Consider the following 17,824-nt stretch of genomic DNA (forward strand, 5'->3'; position numbering starts at 1 on the left):
TGGCACTGGACAGGAAAGTACCAAATATATGAATGCAGGAGAGGATGCCAGCCGGGGTTCATGGCTTGTCCGCAACCGGATGGTCGCCCTGTCCCTTGTGACCGTCATTGTCTATGCGGCTTTCATCCAGTGGATCTGGGGCTGGCCGGTTCTGTTGCGGCAATGGGCCGGGATCGGTCTCGTTCCCGTCCTGTCGGCGCTACTGCTTCTGGTCGCAACCTATTTCATCCGCTGTTACCGGATATACGATTATTTCCCCAACGAAACCCGCGGCCGTTTCCTGTCGCTGCTGCGCGTGACGCAGGTTCACAATCTTCTCAATATCATGCTGCCCTTCCGGGCAGGCGAAACCAGTTTTCCGATCCTGATGCGTTCGGAATTTGCCGTTCCTTTGACGCGCAGCACCTCGGCGCTGCTGCTCATGCGGCTTCTCGACCTGCACGCCCTGTTCGCCGCAGCCGGCGTCGGCCTGATCATCGGCCGCGACAACCATGCATTGGGCTGGTTGCTGTGGGGGCTTTTTCTTGTGTCACCGCTGGCGCTGTTCCTGTTGAAAGGCCACGCGCTTGCCGTTCTGCAGCGGCACCTGCCGGAGAAACTCGGCCGGTTTCTGGTCGAGGTGGAGGCCGGGCTGCCGGCCAATGCGCTGGTGTTCGTCAGGGCATGGCTGATGACTGTTCTTAATTGGTCGACGAAGGTCGCCGTGCTCGCCTGGGTGCTGGCCACCATGGGGGTACTTCCACTTGCCGCCTGTTTCGGCGGCGCGCTTGGCGGCGAGCTATCGTCGGTGCTGCCGGTGCATGCCCCCGCCGGTGTCGGCACCTATCCGGCCGGCATTACCGCTGGCGCCATATCCTTCGGCGCGCCAGCCAAGGGAGCCGCCTTTGATCTGCTCGCCAGCGCCAGCGTCAATGCTCATCTGCTGATCGTCGTGTCGGCGGTTGCCGGCACGCTCTTGTCTATACTGTTGTCGCCGCGCCGCTGAGGGCTATTGGAACGCAGTTTCGAAGAAGCTGCGCAGCTTGCGGGAATGCAGTTTTTCCGGCGGCATGGCGGCCAGTTTCTGCAGCGCCAGAATACCGATCTGCAAATGCTGGCTGACCTGCGTCTTGTAGAAGGCCGTCGCCATGCCCGGCAGTTTCAGTTCCCCATGTAGCGGCTTGTCGGAGACGCAAAGCAGCGTTCCGTAAGGCACGCGGAAGCGGAAGCCATTGGCGGCAATGGTCGCCGATTCCATATCGAGAGCGATGGCGCGCGACTGCGACAGCCGCTTGACCGGGCCGCGCTGGTCGCGCAGTTCCCAGTTGCGGTTGTCGATGGTGGCAACGGTGCCGGTGCGCATGATCCGCTTCAGGTCATAGCCCTCGTATCCGGTCACTTCCGCCACGGCGTCCTGCATTGCCACTTGAACTTCGGCGAGCGCCGGGATCGGGATCCAGACCGGCAGGTCGTCGTCCAGCACATGGTCTTCCCGCACGTAAGCATGAGCAAGAACGTAATCACCGAGCGTCTGGCTGTTACGCAGGCCGGCGCAATGGCCGAGCATCAGCCAGGCATGCGGCCGCAGCACGGCGATGTGGTCGGTGATCGTCTTGGCGTTGGACGGCCCGACGCCGATATTGACGACGGTGATGCCGCCGTGGCCCTTCTTCTTCAGATGATAGGCCGGCATTTGCGGCAGGCGGGTGAGTGTCAGGTCCGAATCGGGCTTGTCCGATCCCGGCTGGGTGGTGATGTTTCCGGGCTCGACGAAAGCGGTGTAGCCATTGCCGCCGTCAACCATCTGCTGGCGCGCCCAGAGGCAGAATTCGTCGATATAGAACTGGTAGTTGGTGAACAGCACGAAATTCTGGAAATGCGTCGCGCTGGTCGCCGTATAGTGGCTGAGACGGGCCAGCGAATAGTCGATGCGCTGGGCGGTGAACGGTGCAAGCGGCGAGGGCTCGCCGGGGCCGGGCTCGTACGAGCCGTTGGCGATCTCATCGTCCGTGGTGGTCAAGTCCGGCGTGTCGAACAGGTCGCGCAACGGGATGTCGATATTCTCGGCCATCGCCGCCTCGACATAGGCGCCTTCGCCGAAGGCGAAGTGCAGCGGGATCGGCGTGGTCGATTCGGACACGGTGACACCGACACCATGGCTGCGGATCAACAGACCGAGCTGTTCCTTGAGGTAATGCCGGAACAGTTTTGGCCTTGTGACCGTGGTCGTGTAGACGCCCGGCGCGCTGACATAGCCGTAGGACAGGCGCGAATCGACATGGCTGAAGCTGCTGGTCTCGATGCTGACCTGCGGATAGCACGCGCGGTAGCGCGAGACCGGCGTTCCGGTCCGGCCAAGCTCGGTGAACGCATCGACGAGAAACTTCGTGTTGCGATCATAGAGTGCCGAGAGCGCGTCCACAGCTGCAAGCGGATCGTCAAACGTCTGCGGTTCGAAAACGTCGGGCGTTGCGATGGAAAGGGCGGAGAGGGAAGAGATTCGATTGTTCATGCGGCATTATAGGATGCCGTTTTTTACAAGCAAACGACAAGATGGGAATGCACAGGCGGCAGTTCAGGAAAAGCCGCTCAGCGCGGTCCGCCAAGGATAATGGCGGTGCCGGCAAGGGCAAGCACCACGCCGGTTGCATCCCATCGATCCGGCCGCACGCCCTCGACAAACCACAGCCATGCCAGTGAAGCCGCAATATAGATGCCGCCATAGGCAGCATAGGCACGTCCGGCTGCTGCCGTTTCGATCAGTGTGAGAAGCCAGGCGAACAGGGCAAGGCTTGCCATTCCGGGGATCAGCCACCAGATCGGCTTGTCGAGTTTCATCCACGCCCAGAAGGCGAAGCATCCGGCAATTTCTGCAAGAGCCGCAAGGGCGTAGATCGCGAATGACGTGATGGGCATGAGGTTCCTTCCTTGGCGGTCCATAGGAAGGGAGCAGGATCAAATGTGCAAGACTTGCGAAGGCCGGATGCAGCCTCAGCTCATCGACTGGCGCTGCAGGGTGACGAACAGGACAAGGCCGGCTCCCTGTTTGCCGATCCCAAGGCCGGAAGCCTTGCTGTAGGCAACTGCGCCCATCGGAGCCATCAGAAGGGCTGCGAGCGTCAGCATGCGCAGTGCGATGGTTGTGGAATGGGCGAGGGAGAACATTGTCTTTGACCTTACAGCTTGGCTTGTTCGCAGAATTTCGTGGTGTGCACGGTGCAGTCGGCAATCGAGCCGGCGTAGTTGTGGCGGCGGCGCTGGCTATCGGCGCTGACAGCAGCTGCGAGCGTTAATGCAAAGACGACCATAAGCATGCTGATGATGGTGAGGCGGCGAGCGAGAATGTCCATGGCTTTGTCCGTTTGGTCTGGTGTGTCGATCGGGGTTCAATTCGATGATCACCTTTTCGCATAGGCAAACTGAACTCTTCCTGAGACCTCGGTTCATCTCCCATTCATCTTCGCGCCCGCCGCGGTCTTTTCAAACCGTACGGCAACCGTCCCAACCGAATAATGGCTTGAGATTCCCGCCGCACACACGGCGGTTCAGAATTGTTTTGATGGGAGAGGGGCGGGGGCAGAGCAGCAACAGGCATCAAAAGACAGGAAAGCCCGTGAAATCCTGTCTCGCCATAGCGCGCTGCAAACCATCGTGCCGGAAAAATGGCATCCGGCGGGCATGCCCGCCGGATAGTTGGTGCAATTACATCCGTGTCCAGGTCTGCGACTTGCAGAGAATCTTGAGAACGCAGCCCTGCATCTTCAGCGAGGCGCCGCTGATCGACGCATTGCCGCTATAGGTCTTGTCGTTGGCCGGGTCGGTGATCTCGCCGGAATAGCTGTCACCACTGCCGGCCAGGTTGCCGATGCGCTTGCCGGCATGTTTCCCCGTCTTCAGGGTAATGCAATAGCTGCCGCCGCAGGAGGCGATCGCGGCCGTCTCGCCGCTTGCCGTCTTCCAGTTGCCGACGATCGGTTCGACAGCGAAGCTTGAGGCTGCCGTTGCCATCGTCATGGTGGCGGCCAATATCAATGTGCGAATCATCATGTCCCTCCGGTAATTCGCCGAGTACCCGCGCTTTGCCGCCGGATTTCGGGCGAAATGTTGCCTGAGCCAGTCTCCTCACCGCTCAATTCGACGAAAATAGCTTACGCGAACGTAAACGTAAATATGTTTCTGCTGTGTTTTTGACGGATGGTTTTCCTGCAGAAGGTGGCCTTCACGGGCGCCCTTTTTCCACGCAGGCAACAGGCAACCGTTTTGCGTGGTTATCAATTGGTTGAAATGGCCACCTGAATTTTCCGTAAAGATTGAGGCAAAAGCCAGCGTTTCCGGGTGGTCGGATGTTTAACAAAAACCCAAGTTTACCAATCGTTTGAACTTTGTTTGCCGCACATTAATCATGCATTTTAAGCGTGTATTGAAACCACTGCTGCATATTCAAATCCATAAGACGAGCAGGGAAAAACAACCCGCCGACATCCTTCAAGGGGCCAAAGCTGCACAAGACGGCGGCCCCTTCAGGGAGCCTCAAAAAGGCAGATAAAACAGGGACTACGGACGTAACAAACCAGGTAAACAGGGACAGAGACAATGGCACGCTTTGACATTCAGAATGCTTCGGATGCCACAATGGGTGGCGAAAACCGCGCGGACGTCTTTTGCGAAATGGGTTTGATGTATGCAACCGGGCGTGGTTGCGATGTCGATCTCGTCGCCGCGCATAAATGGTTGAACATCGCCGCGATCAAGGGTTCAGACCGGGCAGCAGCGCTGCGTGCCGACCTGACGATGACAATGAGCAAGACTGACCTCGCCACGGCTCTGCGCGCCGCGCGCGAATGGATGACAGTGCATTGAAACAGAATTGCATCGACGACAGGCGGTAGCGGCCGAGACCTCCGAAGATGAGGCGCGGTTTCTATTGCCTGCCGAGCGATTCCAGGACTTTCGGCAATGCTTCTTCCAAAAGCGCCATATCTGCCTCCGGTCCGGTGCTGATCCGGATGCAGCGGTTTAACGGCGCAACACCCGGCATGCGGATGAATATGCCGTGGTCGGCCATCAGCCGGTCAACGATCGCCCGCGCAAAGACGACATCCTTGCCGCAATCAATCGTCACGAAATTCGTCGCCGAGGGCAGGGGCTTCAGCCCGTTACTGACAGCGATTTCGGCGATTCTGCCGCGTGAGGCGGCAATTCTCTCCAGAACCTCCGCCAGATAATCCTTGTCCGCCAGCGCTGCGACAGCCGCAGCGGTCCCGATCCTGTTCATGCCGAAATGGTTGCGGATCTTGTCGAAGGCCTGCGCCGTTCCCGGCGTGCTGATGACATAGCCGACACGGGCACCCGCCAGGCCATAGGCCTTGGAGAAGGTGCGGGTACGGATGACGTTCGGCTTTTCAATCAGTGAAACGATCGAAGGAATGGTGCCGGCCGGTGCGGTCTCGCCATAGGCTTCATCGAGGATGAGAAGGCATGTCTCGGGCAGCGCCCGGGCAAAGGCGACAACGCTGTCGGCGTCCCACCAGCTACCCATCGGATTGTCGGGATTGGCGAAGTAGACGAGCGGCGCATTCTCGCGTTTGACCGCAGCGAGCAGCCCGTCGAGATCTTCGCGGTCGTTGACATAGGGAACCGTCACCAGCCGCCCGCCATGCCCCGCCACATGAAAATTGAATGTCGGATAGCCGCCCAGCGAGGTGACAACCGGCATACCGGGCTCGATCACCATGCGAACGATCTGCCCAAGAAGCCCGTCGATGCCTTCGCCGATGGCGATATTGTCCGCCGCGGTGCCAAGATGGCCGGCAAGCGCTGTCTTCAGCTCGAAATTTTCCGGATCATTGTATCGCCAGACCCCTGCGGCGGCAGCCGTCATCGCTGACAGAACCGATGGAGCAGGACCAAAACCGCTCTCGTTGGCGCCGATCCGCGCCGCGATCGGGCGGTTACGCTGGCGCTCGATCGCTTCAGGCCCGACAAAGGGAATGGTGGAGGGAAGCGAGGCGATAAGCGGAGTAAATCGGGAAAATGCGGACATGCGGATGATCGAGCCTGACAATGGATGAAATCGCCGCGCAGACTAGCGAGGTTTCGCTATCATGGAAACCAAATCCATCGCGTCAACGGCCGCACTCATAGCAATACGTGCTCAAATTCCGGCGGCCCCTAGTGCTTTTTCAGCTCTCCGCCGGTGAAGAATTCGTAGCGGACGATCTGATGCAGGAATTCCTCGTCGATCGGCTTGATGAAATGCACCTGGATGCGGTTGTCCCGCCGATAAACTTCAGCGCAGCCGATTCGCTTTTTCGTGCCGACGATGGTGAGATAATAATGCTGCGGAAGGCCGATCGTCGTGTTGACGACGAAGCTCGCACCGCCGCGTGAAATCTCGGTCATCTTGCAGGTCCGGGTCGAGACACCGCCGAGCCCGGGCTTGACGGCCATCAACGTTCCGGCCTGTCCGATCTTGAACCGCTCAAAACGCTGCTCGTACAGTTTGGAACTGACCACGGAATACATCGTCGAGTTCTGCATCGTCACTCCCTCGATAGCGATATGGCCTGGACGGTGAATCCACATCTGCCGCATCGTTTGCGTTCATCGCACTGGCCCTCCTCATGATGGCAGCATACGATGGACAGAGGATCGGTCAGGGATATTGCAATCGTTTGAAAACATTCCCTAAAAATTTAATGAGGGTGTAAATTGACGCACTCCGCCTGTCGCGGCGTCGCAAATCAGGACGTTGCGCCGGCAAAATAGCGGCAGGCGAGCAGGCCGCAGCTGGCGGCAAACGCCGTGACAAAGGTGCCCCAGGCCATATCGACCACGCTGACAATCGGTGGCCAGCCCTTCAGCGTCGCCAGATTGGTGATGTCATAGGTGCCGTAAGCGGCAAGGCCGAGGACCGCTCCATATCCCAACGCTGTGAGGAGAGAGTTGGCCTTAACCCCCGGCATGACGGCGAGCAGAACAATGGCCATCGCAAAAAATGCGTAGAAGACCGATGCAATCGCAAGGTTCGGCGACGGCAGCATGAGTTCGCCGAGCTGGTCGCGGTAAAACGTCCGTGCCACCAGCCCGAGCCAGATAGCATCGGCAACCAACAAGGACACCAGCGTTCCCGCATAGGCGATCAGAACAGTTTTCATGATGATTGATCCTCTTTCACCCTTGCTACGGCAGGCAGCCCCGTCTGGATTGCCACCGGGCGAAAATAGGAGAAGACATGTGCGATGACCGGCCGGCTTTCAGATCAGCCCGCTGGTAAAATTCAACCGGATCAGGCGGCTGAGGAATTCCGGCGCCAGCGGTATATTGAAGCGCACGCCGAGCTCGGTTCGGTGCCGATGGACCTGCGAGCAGCCAAGTTCCTCCTGGAAGCCGTCAATCTGCAGGAAAAAATGCTTCGGCAGCAGGATATTGGCGTTGAAATCCACCATGGCTCCGCCGACCGAGATGTGGCGCAGCAGGCACTGATATTTCGTCTTGGTCTTCAGATGCTGTCCGACCACCAGGATGCGGCAGGGGCGCTCTATATAATAGTGCTTGTAGCTGGTGGTCAGTTGACCCGGCTTTGCCTCGGCGAGATGCATCACCATCGACATGGGAAACTCCGGAAAATCTGCGGCAGTGCGCCGTTTCTGCTGAATGCTGCAACTCTTGATCATGTAGTGCGCAACGTGCGCCACGCCGCATGACGTTAGGGTAGCAGTTTCCAACGTCATCCTTGCACTGAGCTTGCGGTGCCAGCGGCCTTGTTTTCATCCTTGCTTAAAAAAGCCTGAAGCCGGACATTGAAACCCGCCCGCCCATACGTAATACTTTCATGCAAAGTGCGCCGGCAGCGAAAAGGCCGGCCGAAACAGCGATGATGTTTGCGCAGTTCGCAAGGGTGCATTACACCCCGGCGGCCTGCACGGGCGCGGAGGGAAAATCATGTTCAAGCGTAATTTCCATGGCTGGCTGCCGGTCTTCGTTCTGGCGCTGTCGATCATTGCGTTTCAGGCCGGCTCTGCCGAAGCTGCAAAACGTGTCGCGCTGTTGATCGGCAACGAGAAATACGAGGCCACATCGCAGCTGAACAACCCGGCCAACGATGTCGAACTCATGAAGACGTCGTTCGAGGAGGCTGGTTTCGATACGGTCACGGCCGTCCATGATCTCGACCGGGCCGCGATGGTCCGGGCGCTGCGCGATTTCGAGGACACTGCCGCCGGTGCGGATGTCGCCATCATCTATTATTCCGGCCACGGCATGGAGATGAACGGCCAGAATTTCCTCCTGCCGGTCGATGTCAGCCTCAAGACAGACAAGGATGTGGAAGACGAGGCGATTGGGCTCGACCGCGTGCAGCGTTCGCTTGAAGGCGCAACGCGGTTGAAACTGGTCATTCTCGATGCTTGCCGCAACAATCCCTTCGAACAATCGATGTCCCGCTCGATCTCCACCCGCGCCGTCAGCCGCGGTCTGGCCCGTGTCGAGCCCGAATCGGCCGACCTCCTGGTCGCCTTCGCCTCGAAGGCCGGCACCGTTGCGATGGACGGCGAGGGCAAGAACAGCCCGTTTGCCACGGCGCTATCGAAATATCTGACCGAACCCGGCGTCGATGTGCGCATCGCGCTCGGCAAGGTCCGCGATGACGTGGTGACCGCGACCAATCGCGAGCAGGAGCCTTTTGTTTATGGTTCGCTCGGCGGCGCGCAGATCTTCCTCAATATCAAGGAAGTGAACATCAACATCACCAACAATGGCAACACGCAGGAAGTCTCGCCGAACGGCCTGTCGGCTGCTGCTGCCGATTGGCAGAATATCCGCGATCTCGCCGACAAGGACCTGATCGAGGTATTTTTGGCCAAGCATGGCGCCGACCCGGTCTACAAGATGCTCGCCGAAAAGAAGCTGAAGCTTTTGGAAGAGGCAGCGCAGACGACGGTGACGCCGGACGAAATCGCCTGGGAGGCGCTCAAGCAATCCACGGATGGCGCGGCGCTGACCCGTTTCGTCGAGCGTTACCCCGACAGCAAACACAGGGCGGAAGCCGAAACCCAGATTGCCGCACTGGAGCCGAAGAAGGGCTTGAATATTTCGCAAACCGGCAAGGATACGCAGGCCTCGCGCGACTGCTATCTGCTGGCCGGCGAGCCGCAGTCGATGCCGGGCTTCCTCGGCGTCAATTTCCTGAAGATCGATGCGGCGCGTGCGCTCACGGCCTGCGCCCAGGCAGTCAACGAAAACCCCGACGACACGATGCTGATCAACATGCTCGGCCGGGCGCAGGACGCCGGCCGCAACTATGCCGATGCCCGCAGCAACTATCAAAAGGCAGCCGATGGCGGCAATATGTATGGACTGACGAACCTTGCCTGGTTCTCGATCTACGGCACCGATGGTCCCGTCGATGTCGATAAGGGCAAGGAAATGTTCGAGCATGCCGCGGGTAACGGCAATTCCTATGCCCAGGCATCGCTTGGCTGGCTCTATCGGGATGGCTATGACAGCGTTCCGCAGGATTATGTGGAATCGCTGAAATGGTACCAGCTCTCGGCCAATCAGGGTTACGCCAATGCCATGGCGACGGTGGGCTGGTTCTACCGTGAGGGCAACGGTGTCGAAAAAGATCTCGCCCAGTCGCTCTCCTGGTACCAGAAGGCGGCTGAAGGCGGCGATGCCAATGCAATGTCGTCGCTCGGCTGGGCCTATCAGAATGGTCTCGGCACACCACAGGATTATAACCAGGCAAAGGTTTGGTATGAAAAAGCAGCCAATGTCGGTGACGCCTATTCGATGGCGCTGCTTGGCTGGTTCTATGATGACGGCAAGGGCGTGTCGCAGGACTATGCGCAGGCGCGCAACTGGTACGAAATGGCCTCCAATGCCGGCAGCGCCTATGCCATGGGAAATCTGAGTCGCCTTTATGATTGGGGTCTGGGCACAAGAGCGGATCCGAAAGAGGCGGTGCGCTGGGCAGCGGCAAGCGTCGAAGGTGGCGATCCGGCCAAGCTTGAGGAACTGAAAACCTCCCCGGACAATTTCACGCCCGCCTTCCGCAAGGAAATCCAGGCACTGCTCAAGGATCGTGGCCTTTACAGCGGTCCGCTGGACGGCGATTTCGGCGCCGCCACCCAGAATGCGATCGACCGTCTCGCGAAAAAGACCTGAGAGACAGGCGTCGGTCATTGGCGAAAACAAAAGGGCCGGAGCTGTAAAGACAGCTCCGGCCCTTTTTACGAGAAAAGCAGATCGGCTTAGCGGTTGTTTTCCAAAGCCTTGAGCGCAGCCTGCCCGGCGGAAATGGCCTCGATCTGGTTGGTGAACTGGCCGTGGGCGGGATAGACGACCGCGCCGCGCTTGAGCACAAAAGCCCATCGCCCATTGCGCAATTTTTCGATCGTCACTTTGATTTCCGGCTTGCTGTCATTGCTCATGGTGGATTCCGAACCTGTACTTGTCTGCAGCGCGCAATCTCGACGAACGCGCTTCTATAAGGACAGGATTAGCGCAACACCCCCGTCGCGGGCAATCGGGAATGCAGAATGCGCAATTGTCCTCCGCAGCGCTGTTGCTTACGGCAGGTCTTTGCACCACGGCCATCACAGTCCAGTCCGGGACAAAGATGGCCGGGTACTTCATCAGGCAGTTCATAAAGAGTGCCATATGCCACCCGTCTCGCCGTTTACAGCCTGCAGGACCACGCCAACGAGTGTTCAAAATCAACTTTGTCGCGGGAAACCGCAAAAACCCCTTGCAATGAAAGGCTCCTGACTCTAGTCAGGCGCTAACGGAGAGGTGGCCGAGTGGTCGAAGGCGCTCCCCTGCTAAGGGAGTATACCCGGAAGGGTATCGTGGGTTCGAATCCCATCTTCTCCGCCACTAGACCTTACCCGCAAGATTTTCCGGCCAGCACGTTGGCACGCACCGAGCGCCACAGTTGATGCAAGGGCCACGCATTATGATGCTGTCGCTTTTCCTCTTGCATCACCTGCGTCCCCCAGTTTGACCCCATTTCCCCTATCGTACTGTCTTGCGCTGCTGACTGCGAAGTCGGAGATGACCTGCCAAATCTGAAACAGTCGGAATGGCGATTGTTCGGAATGGCAATCTTCAGCGTCAAAAAGCGCGATGGTGTCCCGCCCGCCATCTTGGACGCGCGGCCGGATGTTCGCCGATACGCAGTCGGCCAAAATGACCACACTGTCATGAGCCGGCGAGCTTCTCTCTCTCTCTCTCTCTCTCTCTCTCTCTCTCTCTCTCTGGTCGTTGCTCTTCCTGGCTCTATTCCCGCCCGCCACTCAATAGAGGCATAATCTGCCTGTTCTCCGGCACGAGGCGTGCAACGATGCGGTTTTGACGGCTTGGCCGATGTGCCCGCACGAATCGACTTGGGCGCGCATCGCACCGGTGATTCTGCGAATCTCTGCCTTTGCCGCCCATCACGGTGTCCCGATTCCGGTTCTCGAGTTCACGGGATGATCGTCCCCGCCGTCGCGGCGTGCCCTGCGCAACACGGCGAATCCGCTTGTGCAGCGGCGTTTCGCCCCTTTTTTGCCCCGTTCTGATACGTCGAGCGTATCGCGGACCGGGGCTAAGTCCTCATGAACAAAGGGTTTTCTTAATCTCTTGTTAAGGACTTCCGGTCGCTTGAGGCGATTTTGTGTCGTTTCAGCAACAGCGCAGGGGGAAGGGCGGGTCAAACATGACGAACTGGCAAGTTGGTGATTGCGCCAGCGGTCCCGTCTTGTATTTTCAACTCCGGAAGCAAGGGCGGTTGATCGTCCGACTTCTTAAATGTTGGGGATGGGGCAGGGAATACTGTCCTTCAGTATAATACCCAGACCTGTTTGAAACTTTTGACTGGAGGTCAGAAATGAACATCAAGAGCCTTCTTCTCGGCTCCGCTGCAGCTCTCGCAGCAGTATCCGGCGCCCAGGCAGCTGACGCAATCGTTGCTGCTGAGCCGGAACCAATGGAATACGTTCGCGTTTGCGACGCTTTCGGCACTGGCTACTTCTACATCCCGGGCACGGAAACCTGCCTGAAGATCGGTGGTTACGTCCGTTTCCAGACCAACTTCGGTCGTGACCAGGTAGCGAAGGGCAATTTCGCAGGCAACGGCTCGTCCAGCTGGGATACGTTCACCCGTGGTCAGCTGCAGATCGATGCCAAGAACGACACCGAACTTGGCACGCTCGAAAGCACGATCGTTCTGCAGACCAACGCCGACGCGGCTGACAACAGTGGCTCGACCTTCCTTGATACGGCTTCGTTCGCGATCGCTGGCTTCAAGTTCGGCTACTACTACAGCTGGTGGGACGATGGCATTGCTGGCGAAACCGACGCGCTTGCAACCACCACCCTGTTCAACTCGATTTCGTACACCTACGATGGCGGCGCATTCAAGGCTGGTATCTCGGTTGATGAACTCGAAGGCCTCGGTCGCAACGGTCCGGCCCTTGCTACCCAGCTTCCGAACAATTTCCGTCGTCACGACAACGGCGTTGGCGTTGCCGCCATGCTGTCCGGCTCGGTCGGTGGCGTAACGGCTACCCTGCTCGGCGGTTACGACACTGAGCGTGAAGAAGGTGCCATCCGCGCTATCTTGTCCGCTGAACTCGGTGCTGGCACGTTCAACCTTGCTGGTGTCTGGGCTTCGGACCCGAACGCATACTACAACGAATCCGAATGGACCGTTGCTGCTTCGTACGAATTCAAGGCAACTGACAAGCTGACCATCACCCCGGCTGCTCAGTACTTCGGCGACTACGCTTTCATCAACGGTGTTGATGCATGGCGCGTTGGTCTGACGGCTGGCTACCAGATCACTGATGGTCTGAAGGCTCTTGCGACAGTTCAGTATCAGGACGTCGACAGCGGCTCGTACAACCGTGTAGGCACAACCACCAACTTCCGCGGTGGCGATGAAACGACTGGTTTCATCCGTCTGCAGCGCGACTTCTAATCTCTGGTTTCATATCAGTGATGGAAAGCCCGATCGAAAGATCGGGCTTTTTCCGTTTTAGGGCCTTTCGGGTTTTCTCGCTGCCACTCGTATGACCACCGCCCTATCAAATCCTGTCGATGAACGCCGTGATTTCGGCAAACATATCCGGGCGATGCAGCAGTGGAGCATGTCCTTGTCCCGCTGCCGTCACGGATCTCATGCCCGGATGCCGTTGCCCCATCTCCGCAAAGGTGGCCTGTGACAGAATGCTGGAGTTTTCGCCCCTGATGACCATCAAAGGTATTGCCTGAAAACCTTGGTAGAGTGCCCAGAGATCCGGCACTGCGGTGTCTGCATTCATGCTTTTCAGCGGCTCGATCAACGCCGGATCGAAATCAGCGACGATCATGCCGTTCTTTTGCCGGTAAATGGCGTCTGCCATATCTCTCCAATCGACCTCCTCAAGGGCAGGGAAGGCCGCGCCATGCACCCGTTTCAGGTTTTCGACGGCCTCTTCCCAAGACTGCAGCGACTGTTGCGCCTCCAGATATTGCCGGATCTGCAACAGCCCTGTAATTTCGATGACCGGGCCGATATCGTTCAGCACCACGGCGGCGAGCAGCGAGGCGCGCATGCTGGCGAGAAGATGCAGGATCAGGCCGCCGCGTGACGTGCCGATGAAGATCGCCCGTGTAATATCGAGATTTGCGCATGCGGTCAGGGCATCTTCCGCTTCCACCGGCAGCTGATAGCGGCTTTTGTCCGTGTCCCAATCCGAAAACCCGCGCCCCCGATAGTCGAGCGCAATCACGCGGCGTGGCATTTCGGGGTGAGTGGAGAGCGCTGTTGCCAGAAGGTGAAAATCGCGACTGTTACGGCTGAGGCCGGGCAGGCAGACGACCGGTAGTGCTGCTGCCGTTCGAAGATCGTCATGGCCATAATCACGGGCATAGAGTTGTAGTCCGTCACTGGCTGAAAACCGGTATTCACGAAAGCTGGTTTTGGTGGTGCTCGTCACGGTGTCCCCTCCAATGAGTGTCGGGAGAACCATAGCGCATCAGAACAGTCCCGAAAGAGGGGCAGCGGACTTTGTGTCTTTCGGCAATCCGGGTGTTGCTGTCGGCAGGCGGATGGAGGAGCTGCCGTCAGCGGCCTACGCGCAGATCCTGCACGATATCGGCCGTCTGTCCGAGGCGGGATTTGTAGACCTGGTAGTTTTCCATCACCCTCTGCACATAGTTGCGCGTTTCGGCAAAGGGAATGCGCTCGATCCAGTCCACCACATCGTCGATCGACTTGCCACGCGGGTCGCCGTAGCGATTGATCCAATCCGGCACGCGCCGAGGGCCGGCATTATAGGCGATGAAGGTGAGGATGTAGGAGCCGCCGAAATCGTCGATCTGTTCGCCGAGATAGTGCGCGCCAAGCGTGGCATTATAGGCGGTGTCCGTCGTCAACCGCTCCTGCGAATACGCAAGGCCATGCCGCCCGGCAACACCCTTGGCGGTGCCCGGCAGAATTTGCAGCAGTCCGCGTGCGTTGGCAGGCGAGATCGCTGCCGGATTGAAGGCGCTTTCCTGGCGGGCAATCGCGTAGGCCAGCGCCTTGCCGGCGCCACTGATATTGGCATTTGCCGGAATGACGCCGATCGGGAAAGCGAGAGCCGCAACATCGATGCCGCGCCCGAAGGCAATCTTGCCGATCTGCAGCGACAGCTGGTGCCCGCCGGTTTTTTCGGCGCGGGCCGAAAGAATGGCGAGCTCGCCCGGGCTGGTCATTTCCTCGGCCAGTGCCCGGTAGAGGTTATCTGCCCGCCAGGCATGCCCTGCCTCTTCCAGCCGCGCGATAGCCTGCACCGCCTCGCGGCCTTCAAAGCGTGTCCGATCGTCGGCCGTTGGCGACGGGTAGGTGACGTTCAACCCTGTACTGCCAAGCCGGGCTGCCGCGAGCTGCCCATAGAATGTGCCGGGAAAGGCGGCCGCCTTGGTAAAATACTCTTTTGCATCGCCGGAAGCACCCGCCTCGGCGGCGCGTCCCATCCAGTACCAGGCCCGCGAAACAGAAATCGGCCTGTTGGAGGCCTTAAGGATGCGTTGAAAATGTAGCGTGGCGGCCGGCGCGTCCTTCAGCCCGCGCAGGGCATACCAGCCGGCATGGAATTCCGCATCGACGATATCGGCCGGGTTGACCGCAGAATTGTTTGCCGCGATCGCGTAGGCCGCCTTGAACTTGCCCTGGTCAAGCAGACCCCGGCTGATGATCCGCTGCTCGACCCACCATTCGCCCGGATTGACCAGCGCGTCCTTGTCTTTCGAAAGACCGGCCAGAAGCTTGGCTGCCTCCTCGTATTTTTCCTGCTTGCGCAGATATTCGACCCGGATGAACAGGTAGGCCGGTTCGTTGGCCCAGGAGCGGTCGACGGCTGCGATCAGCGCCGCCGCATTGTCGGCTTTCTTGGCAACCGCGATCCAGGCGCGGTACAGCGATTGGGCCTTGCCGAGATCGCTGAAGCGGGCGGCCTGGTCGAGGCGGGCGCGATACAGCAGCATTTCCATGCGTTGCTTGTGGTCTTCTGTCGTCAGAAGGCCCGGAAATTCCGCAAGAATCTTGGTTTCGGTTTCTTTGTCGAGCGCGTCTTTCAACCACAGTCCACGCAGCAATTTTGCGGCCGCGTTGCTGTTGCCCGTTTCTTGCAAAGCGCGCGCCAGAACGATGGTGCCGTCGGGCGTTTCCGGCCGCGTCGTGCCAAACGCCGAAAGCACATCGGCAGCAGTCGGGTTCTCGCGGGACATTGCCCGTTCGGAATTGGCACGCAGTGCGCCAAGCCCGGGCCAGCCCTTCAATTCCTGCTGCGCGGCAGCGATTTCATAGGAGGGCACACCCTTCTGTCCGGAAGTGGCGATCGCCCAGGTGAGAATGTGGCGGTCAAGCGTACCCTTGGCCATGGCGTTGCGGGCCACGATTGCCTTTCCTGCATCCTTGTTGGACAGCGCATCCAGTCCGGTTTTCAGGCCGGAGTTAACCGGTATCGCGGCCGTAGCGGAGATGATGGAGCCTGTTACTTCAGCGGAAGGGGCTCGTCCGGTCTTGGCCAGCGTCTGCGGGACCGATGCCTGCGGCTTTGACCGGGGCAGCGGCGCCTGAAATTCCTGCGCGGTAACAGCCAATGCCGAAAAAAGCACTGCCGATGCGCCCAGCATCGCAATCATGTGGCGAAACATATGCCCACGCATCCAGAACCCCATGCCTGCCCACAATAGTCTTTCATTTGGCGATGCAATTGCTAACGAAAGGTTACCGGTTTTCATTCAATCCCATAAATATAGGCGGTCCAAAATAACCGCTGGCCGAACCCAAAAATGCGCAAAAGCGCCGCAGATACCGGCTTGATAGACGGGAACCGGCAACGAATGGCGCGATAGAGTGCTTGCCGCAGGCACTTCACATGATTAAGGTGCGCCAGTTTTCTAACCATGAAATGCGGCTAAAGCGTGGGTTGGTTTCAAGCTCCCGGGCCGTCAGGAGTCGTGCATGTTCAAGGGATCTCTTCCCGCACTCGTCACCCCGTTCACCGCTTCCCGCGCTGTGGATACGGATAGCTTTGCTGCGCATGTCGAATGGCAGATCAGCGAAGGCAGTCACGGTCTGGTGCCGGTCGGCACCACCGGTGAATCGCCGACCCTGTCCCATGCCGAGCATAAACGCGTGGTTGAGCTGTGCATCGAGACGGCGGCAAAGCGCGTGCCCGTGATCGCAGGCGCCGGGTCCAACAATACGACAGAGGCTGTCGAACTGGCACAGCACGCCGAAAAGGCGGGCGCGGACGCCGTTCTGGTGGTGACGCCCTACTACAACAAGCCGACCCAGAAGGGGCTCTTTGCCCATTTTGCAGCTGTTGCCGAAAGCATCAAGCTGCCGATCGTCATCTATAACATTCCCGGCCGCTCCGTCGTGGATATGAGTGTCGAGACGATGGCTGCCCTGCACAAAGCATATCCGTCGATTATCGGCGTCAAGGATGCGACCGGCAAGATCGAACGCGTTTCCGAACAGCGCTTGTCCTGCGGTGCAGGCTTTGTCCAGCTTTCCGGTGAGGACGCGACAGCACTTGGCTTCAATGCCCATGGCGGCGTCGGCTGCATCTCGGTCACCGCCAATGTGGCACCGCGCCTCTGTGCCGAATTCCAGGAAGCAACGCTTGCCGGCGATTATGCCAAGGCGCTCGATTATCAGGACAAGCTGATGCCGCTGCACAAGGCGATCTTCATGGAGCCGGGCCTCTGCGGTGCCAAATATGCGCTTCACCAGTTGCGCCATATGAGCCGCACCGTGCGTTCGCCTCTGCTATCGACGCTGGAACCGGCGACGGAAGCCGCGATTGACGCAGCGCTGCGCCATGCGGGGCTGATGAACTGATGGCACCCAAAGGCAGCCAGCGTGTGGTCACCAAGATTGTCGCGGAGAACCGCAAGGCCCGCTACAATTACGAGATCATGGATACCTACGAGGCCGGTCTGGTTCTGACCGGCACCGAGGTCAAGTCGCTGCGCGAAGGCAGGGCCAATATCGCCGAATCCTATGCCACCGACGAGGGTGGCGAGATGTGGCTGATCAATTCCTATCTGCCGGAATATCTGCAGGCCAACCGCTTCAACCATGAGCCGCGCCGCCGCCGTAAGCTCCTGTTGTCAAAACGGGAAGCGCACCGGCTGCAAAGCGCGATCAACCGCGACGGCATGACGCTCATCCCGCTCAAGATCTATTTCAACGATCAGGGCAGGGCGAAGCTGGAATTGGCGCTGGGCAAGGGCAAGAAGCTGCACGACAAGCGCGAAACCGAAAAGGAACGCGACTGGAACCGGCAGAAGAGCCGGTTGCTCAAGGACCGTTAATTCACGG

General features: G+C 59.0%; 18 protein-coding genes and 1 tRNA gene. 7 read left to right on the forward strand and 12 right to left on the reverse strand.

Going from position 1 to position 17,824, the window contains the following annotated elements; translation table 11 throughout:
• Positions 1-28 precede the first annotated feature (28 nt).
• Positions 29-985 (forward strand): lysylphosphatidylglycerol synthase domain-containing protein, encoded by a 957-nt coding sequence (locus ACQY8Q_RS19230; RefSeq protein WP_428428034.1) that lies wholly within the window; start codon positions 29-31, stop codon positions 983-985.
• Positions 986-988: 3 nt separating this feature from the next.
• Here ACQY8Q_RS19230 and ACQY8Q_RS19235 read toward each other — a convergent pair whose 3' ends face one another.
• From ACQY8Q_RS19235 to ACQY8Q_RS19255, 5 genes are all read right to left on the reverse strand, one after another.
• Positions 989-2,491, reverse strand: coding sequence for an AMP nucleosidase (locus tag ACQY8Q_RS19235; protein ID WP_428428035.1), 1,503 nt, complete (start codon positions 2,489-2,491; stop codon positions 989-991).
• Between the two features lie 77 nt (positions 2,492-2,568).
• A complete protein-coding gene (locus ACQY8Q_RS19240) occupies positions 2,569-2,889 on the reverse strand; it encodes a YnfA family protein (protein ID WP_428429821.1) in 321 nt (106 codons plus the stop codon).
• Between the two features lie 81 nt (positions 2,890-2,970).
• Entirely contained in the window at positions 2,971-3,144 is a 174-nt protein-coding gene (locus ACQY8Q_RS19245) for a hypothetical protein (RefSeq protein WP_428428036.1), read from the reverse strand.
• 11 nt (positions 3,145-3,155) lie between these two features.
• Entirely contained in the window at positions 3,156-3,329 is a 174-nt protein-coding gene (locus ACQY8Q_RS19250; protein WP_037107006.1) for a hypothetical protein, read from the reverse strand.
• A gap of 352 nt (positions 3,330-3,681) precedes the next feature.
• A complete protein-coding gene (locus ACQY8Q_RS19255; RefSeq protein ID WP_428428037.1) occupies positions 3,682-4,023 on the reverse strand; it encodes a DUF2147 domain-containing protein in 342 nt (113 codons plus the stop codon).
• 549 nt (positions 4,024-4,572) lie between these two features.
• On the opposite strand from ACQY8Q_RS19255, the gene ACQY8Q_RS19260 reads away from it, so the two are divergent.
• Positions 4,573-4,839 carry a tetratricopeptide repeat protein gene (locus ACQY8Q_RS19260; RefSeq protein WP_113246086.1) on the forward strand — a complete coding sequence of 89 codons (267 nt, stop codon included), beginning with the start codon at positions 4,573-4,575 and terminating at the stop codon, positions 4,837-4,839.
• A gap of 61 nt (positions 4,840-4,900) precedes the next feature.
• Here ACQY8Q_RS19260 and ACQY8Q_RS19265 read toward each other — a convergent pair whose 3' ends face one another.
• The 4 genes from ACQY8Q_RS19265 to ACQY8Q_RS19280 form a co-directional block, all read right to left on the reverse strand.
• A complete protein-coding gene (locus ACQY8Q_RS19265; RefSeq protein ID WP_428428038.1) occupies positions 4,901-6,022 on the reverse strand; it encodes a pyridoxal phosphate-dependent aminotransferase in 1,122 nt (373 codons plus the stop codon).
• Between the two features lie 128 nt (positions 6,023-6,150).
• The gene (locus tag ACQY8Q_RS19270; protein WP_428428039.1) at positions 6,151-6,573 is read right to left on the reverse strand and encodes a PilZ domain-containing protein; all 423 of its coding nucleotides are present in this window, start codon (positions 6,571-6,573) and stop codon (positions 6,151-6,153) included.
• Between the two features lie 149 nt (positions 6,574-6,722).
• Positions 6,723-7,136 carry a DUF2177 family protein gene (locus tag ACQY8Q_RS19275; protein ID WP_428428040.1) on the reverse strand — a complete coding sequence of 138 codons (414 nt, stop codon included), beginning with the start codon at positions 7,134-7,136 and terminating at the stop codon, positions 6,723-6,725.
• A 99-nt stretch (positions 7,137-7,235) separates the two neighbouring features.
• Complete coding sequence (locus ACQY8Q_RS19280; protein WP_428428041.1) at positions 7,236-7,592, reverse strand: PilZ domain-containing protein; 357 nt, start codon at positions 7,590-7,592, stop codon at positions 7,236-7,238.
• Between the two features lie 331 nt (positions 7,593-7,923).
• On the opposite strand from ACQY8Q_RS19280, the gene ACQY8Q_RS19285 reads away from it, so the two are divergent.
• Positions 7,924-10,146, forward strand: coding sequence for a caspase family protein (locus ACQY8Q_RS19285; protein WP_428428042.1), 2,223 nt, complete (start codon positions 7,924-7,926; stop codon positions 10,144-10,146).
• 86 nt (positions 10,147-10,232) lie between these two features.
• Here ACQY8Q_RS19285 and ACQY8Q_RS19290 read toward each other — a convergent pair whose 3' ends face one another.
• The gene (locus ACQY8Q_RS19290) at positions 10,233-10,412 is read right to left on the reverse strand and encodes a hypothetical protein (protein ID WP_428428043.1); all 180 of its coding nucleotides are present in this window, start codon (positions 10,410-10,412) and stop codon (positions 10,233-10,235) included.
• 355 nt (positions 10,413-10,767) lie between these two features.
• Between ACQY8Q_RS19290 and ACQY8Q_RS19295 the strand changes: the two genes are divergently transcribed.
• A tRNA-Ser gene (locus ACQY8Q_RS19295) sits at positions 10,768-10,857 on the forward strand.
• A gap of 994 nt (positions 10,858-11,851) precedes the next feature.
• A complete protein-coding gene (locus tag ACQY8Q_RS19300; RefSeq protein ID WP_428428044.1) occupies positions 11,852-12,943 on the forward strand; it encodes a porin in 1,092 nt (363 codons plus the stop codon).
• 106 nt (positions 12,944-13,049) lie between these two features.
• On the opposite strand, the gene ACQY8Q_RS19305 is transcribed toward ACQY8Q_RS19300, so the two are convergent.
• Both ACQY8Q_RS19305 and ACQY8Q_RS19310 read right to left on the reverse strand, forming a co-directional pair.
• Positions 13,050-13,943, reverse strand: a complete 894-nt coding sequence (locus tag ACQY8Q_RS19305) for an alpha/beta fold hydrolase (protein ID WP_428428045.1) — start codon at positions 13,941-13,943, stop codon at positions 13,050-13,052.
• A gap of 127 nt (positions 13,944-14,070) precedes the next feature.
• Complete coding sequence (locus ACQY8Q_RS19310; protein ID WP_428428046.1) at positions 14,071-16,158, reverse strand: transglycosylase SLT domain-containing protein; 2,088 nt, start codon at positions 16,156-16,158, stop codon at positions 14,071-14,073.
• Positions 16,159-16,456: 298 nt separating this feature from the next.
• On the opposite strand from ACQY8Q_RS19310, the gene dapA reads away from it, so the two are divergent.
• Positions 16,457-17,341 (forward strand): 4-hydroxy-tetrahydrodipicolinate synthase, encoded by an 885-nt coding sequence (dapA, locus tag ACQY8Q_RS19315; protein ID WP_428428047.1) that lies wholly within the window; start codon positions 16,457-16,459, stop codon positions 17,339-17,341.
• Positions 17,341-17,817: an SsrA-binding protein SmpB gene (gene smpB / locus ACQY8Q_RS19320; protein WP_426231920.1), complete on the forward strand. Its 477-nt coding sequence runs from the start codon at positions 17,341-17,343 to the stop codon at positions 17,815-17,817. The genes dapA and smpB overlap by 1 nt, the downstream gene beginning before the upstream one ends.
• Positions 17,818-17,824: the final 7 nt, after the last annotated feature.

The sequence above is a fragment of the Pararhizobium sp. genome (genome assembly GCF_965279435.1).
Taxonomy (GTDB): domain Bacteria; phylum Pseudomonadota; class Alphaproteobacteria; order Rhizobiales; family Rhizobiaceae; genus Pararhizobium.

Excerpts from the sequence above, each read along its gene's own strand:
- dapA (WP_428428047.1), top strand. The coding sequence starts at position 16,457 with ATGTTCAAGGGATCTCTTCCCGCACTCGTCACCCCGTTCACCGCTTCC.
- ACQY8Q_RS19260 (WP_113246086.1), top strand. The coding sequence starts at position 4,573 with ATGGCACGCTTTGACATTCAGAATGCTTCGGATGCCACAATGGGTGGC.
- ACQY8Q_RS19270 (WP_428428039.1), bottom strand. The coding sequence starts at position 6,573 with ATGCGGCAGATGTGGATTCACCGTCCAGGCCATATCGCTATCGAGGGA.
- ACQY8Q_RS19290 (WP_428428043.1), bottom strand. The coding sequence starts at position 10,412 with ATGAGCAATGACAGCAAGCCGGAAATCAAAGTGACGATCGAAAAATTG.
- ACQY8Q_RS19280 (WP_428428041.1), bottom strand. The coding sequence starts at position 7,592 with ATGTCGATGGTGATGCATCTCGCCGAGGCAAAGCCGGGTCAACTGACC.
- ACQY8Q_RS19275 (WP_428428040.1), bottom strand. The coding sequence starts at position 7,136 with ATGAAAACTGTTCTGATCGCCTATGCGGGAACGCTGGTGTCCTTGTTG.
- ACQY8Q_RS19265 (WP_428428038.1), bottom strand. The coding sequence starts at position 6,022 with ATGTCCGCATTTTCCCGATTTACTCCGCTTATCGCCTCGCTTCCCTCC.
- ACQY8Q_RS19285 (WP_428428042.1), top strand. The coding sequence starts at position 7,924 with ATGTTCAAGCGTAATTTCCATGGCTGGCTGCCGGTCTTCGTTCTGGCG.
- ACQY8Q_RS19300 (WP_428428044.1), top strand. The coding sequence starts at position 11,852 with ATGAACATCAAGAGCCTTCTTCTCGGCTCCGCTGCAGCTCTCGCAGCA.
- ACQY8Q_RS19235 (WP_428428035.1), bottom strand. The coding sequence starts at position 2,491 with ATGAACAATCGAATCTCTTCCCTCTCCGCCCTTTCCATCGCAACGCCC.
- smpB (WP_426231920.1), top strand. The coding sequence starts at position 17,341 with ATGGCACCCAAAGGCAGCCAGCGTGTGGTCACCAAGATTGTCGCGGAG.
- ACQY8Q_RS19250 (WP_037107006.1), bottom strand. The coding sequence starts at position 3,329 with ATGGACATTCTCGCTCGCCGCCTCACCATCATCAGCATGCTTATGGTC.
- ACQY8Q_RS19255 (WP_428428037.1), bottom strand. The coding sequence starts at position 4,023 with ATGATTCGCACATTGATATTGGCCGCCACCATGACGATGGCAACGGCA.
- ACQY8Q_RS19245 (WP_428428036.1), bottom strand. The coding sequence starts at position 3,144 with ATGTTCTCCCTCGCCCATTCCACAACCATCGCACTGCGCATGCTGACG.
- ACQY8Q_RS19230 (WP_428428034.1), top strand. The coding sequence starts at position 29 with ATGAATGCAGGAGAGGATGCCAGCCGGGGTTCATGGCTTGTCCGCAAC.
- ACQY8Q_RS19310 (WP_428428046.1), bottom strand. The coding sequence starts at position 16,158 with ATGCGTGGGCATATGTTTCGCCACATGATTGCGATGCTGGGCGCATCG.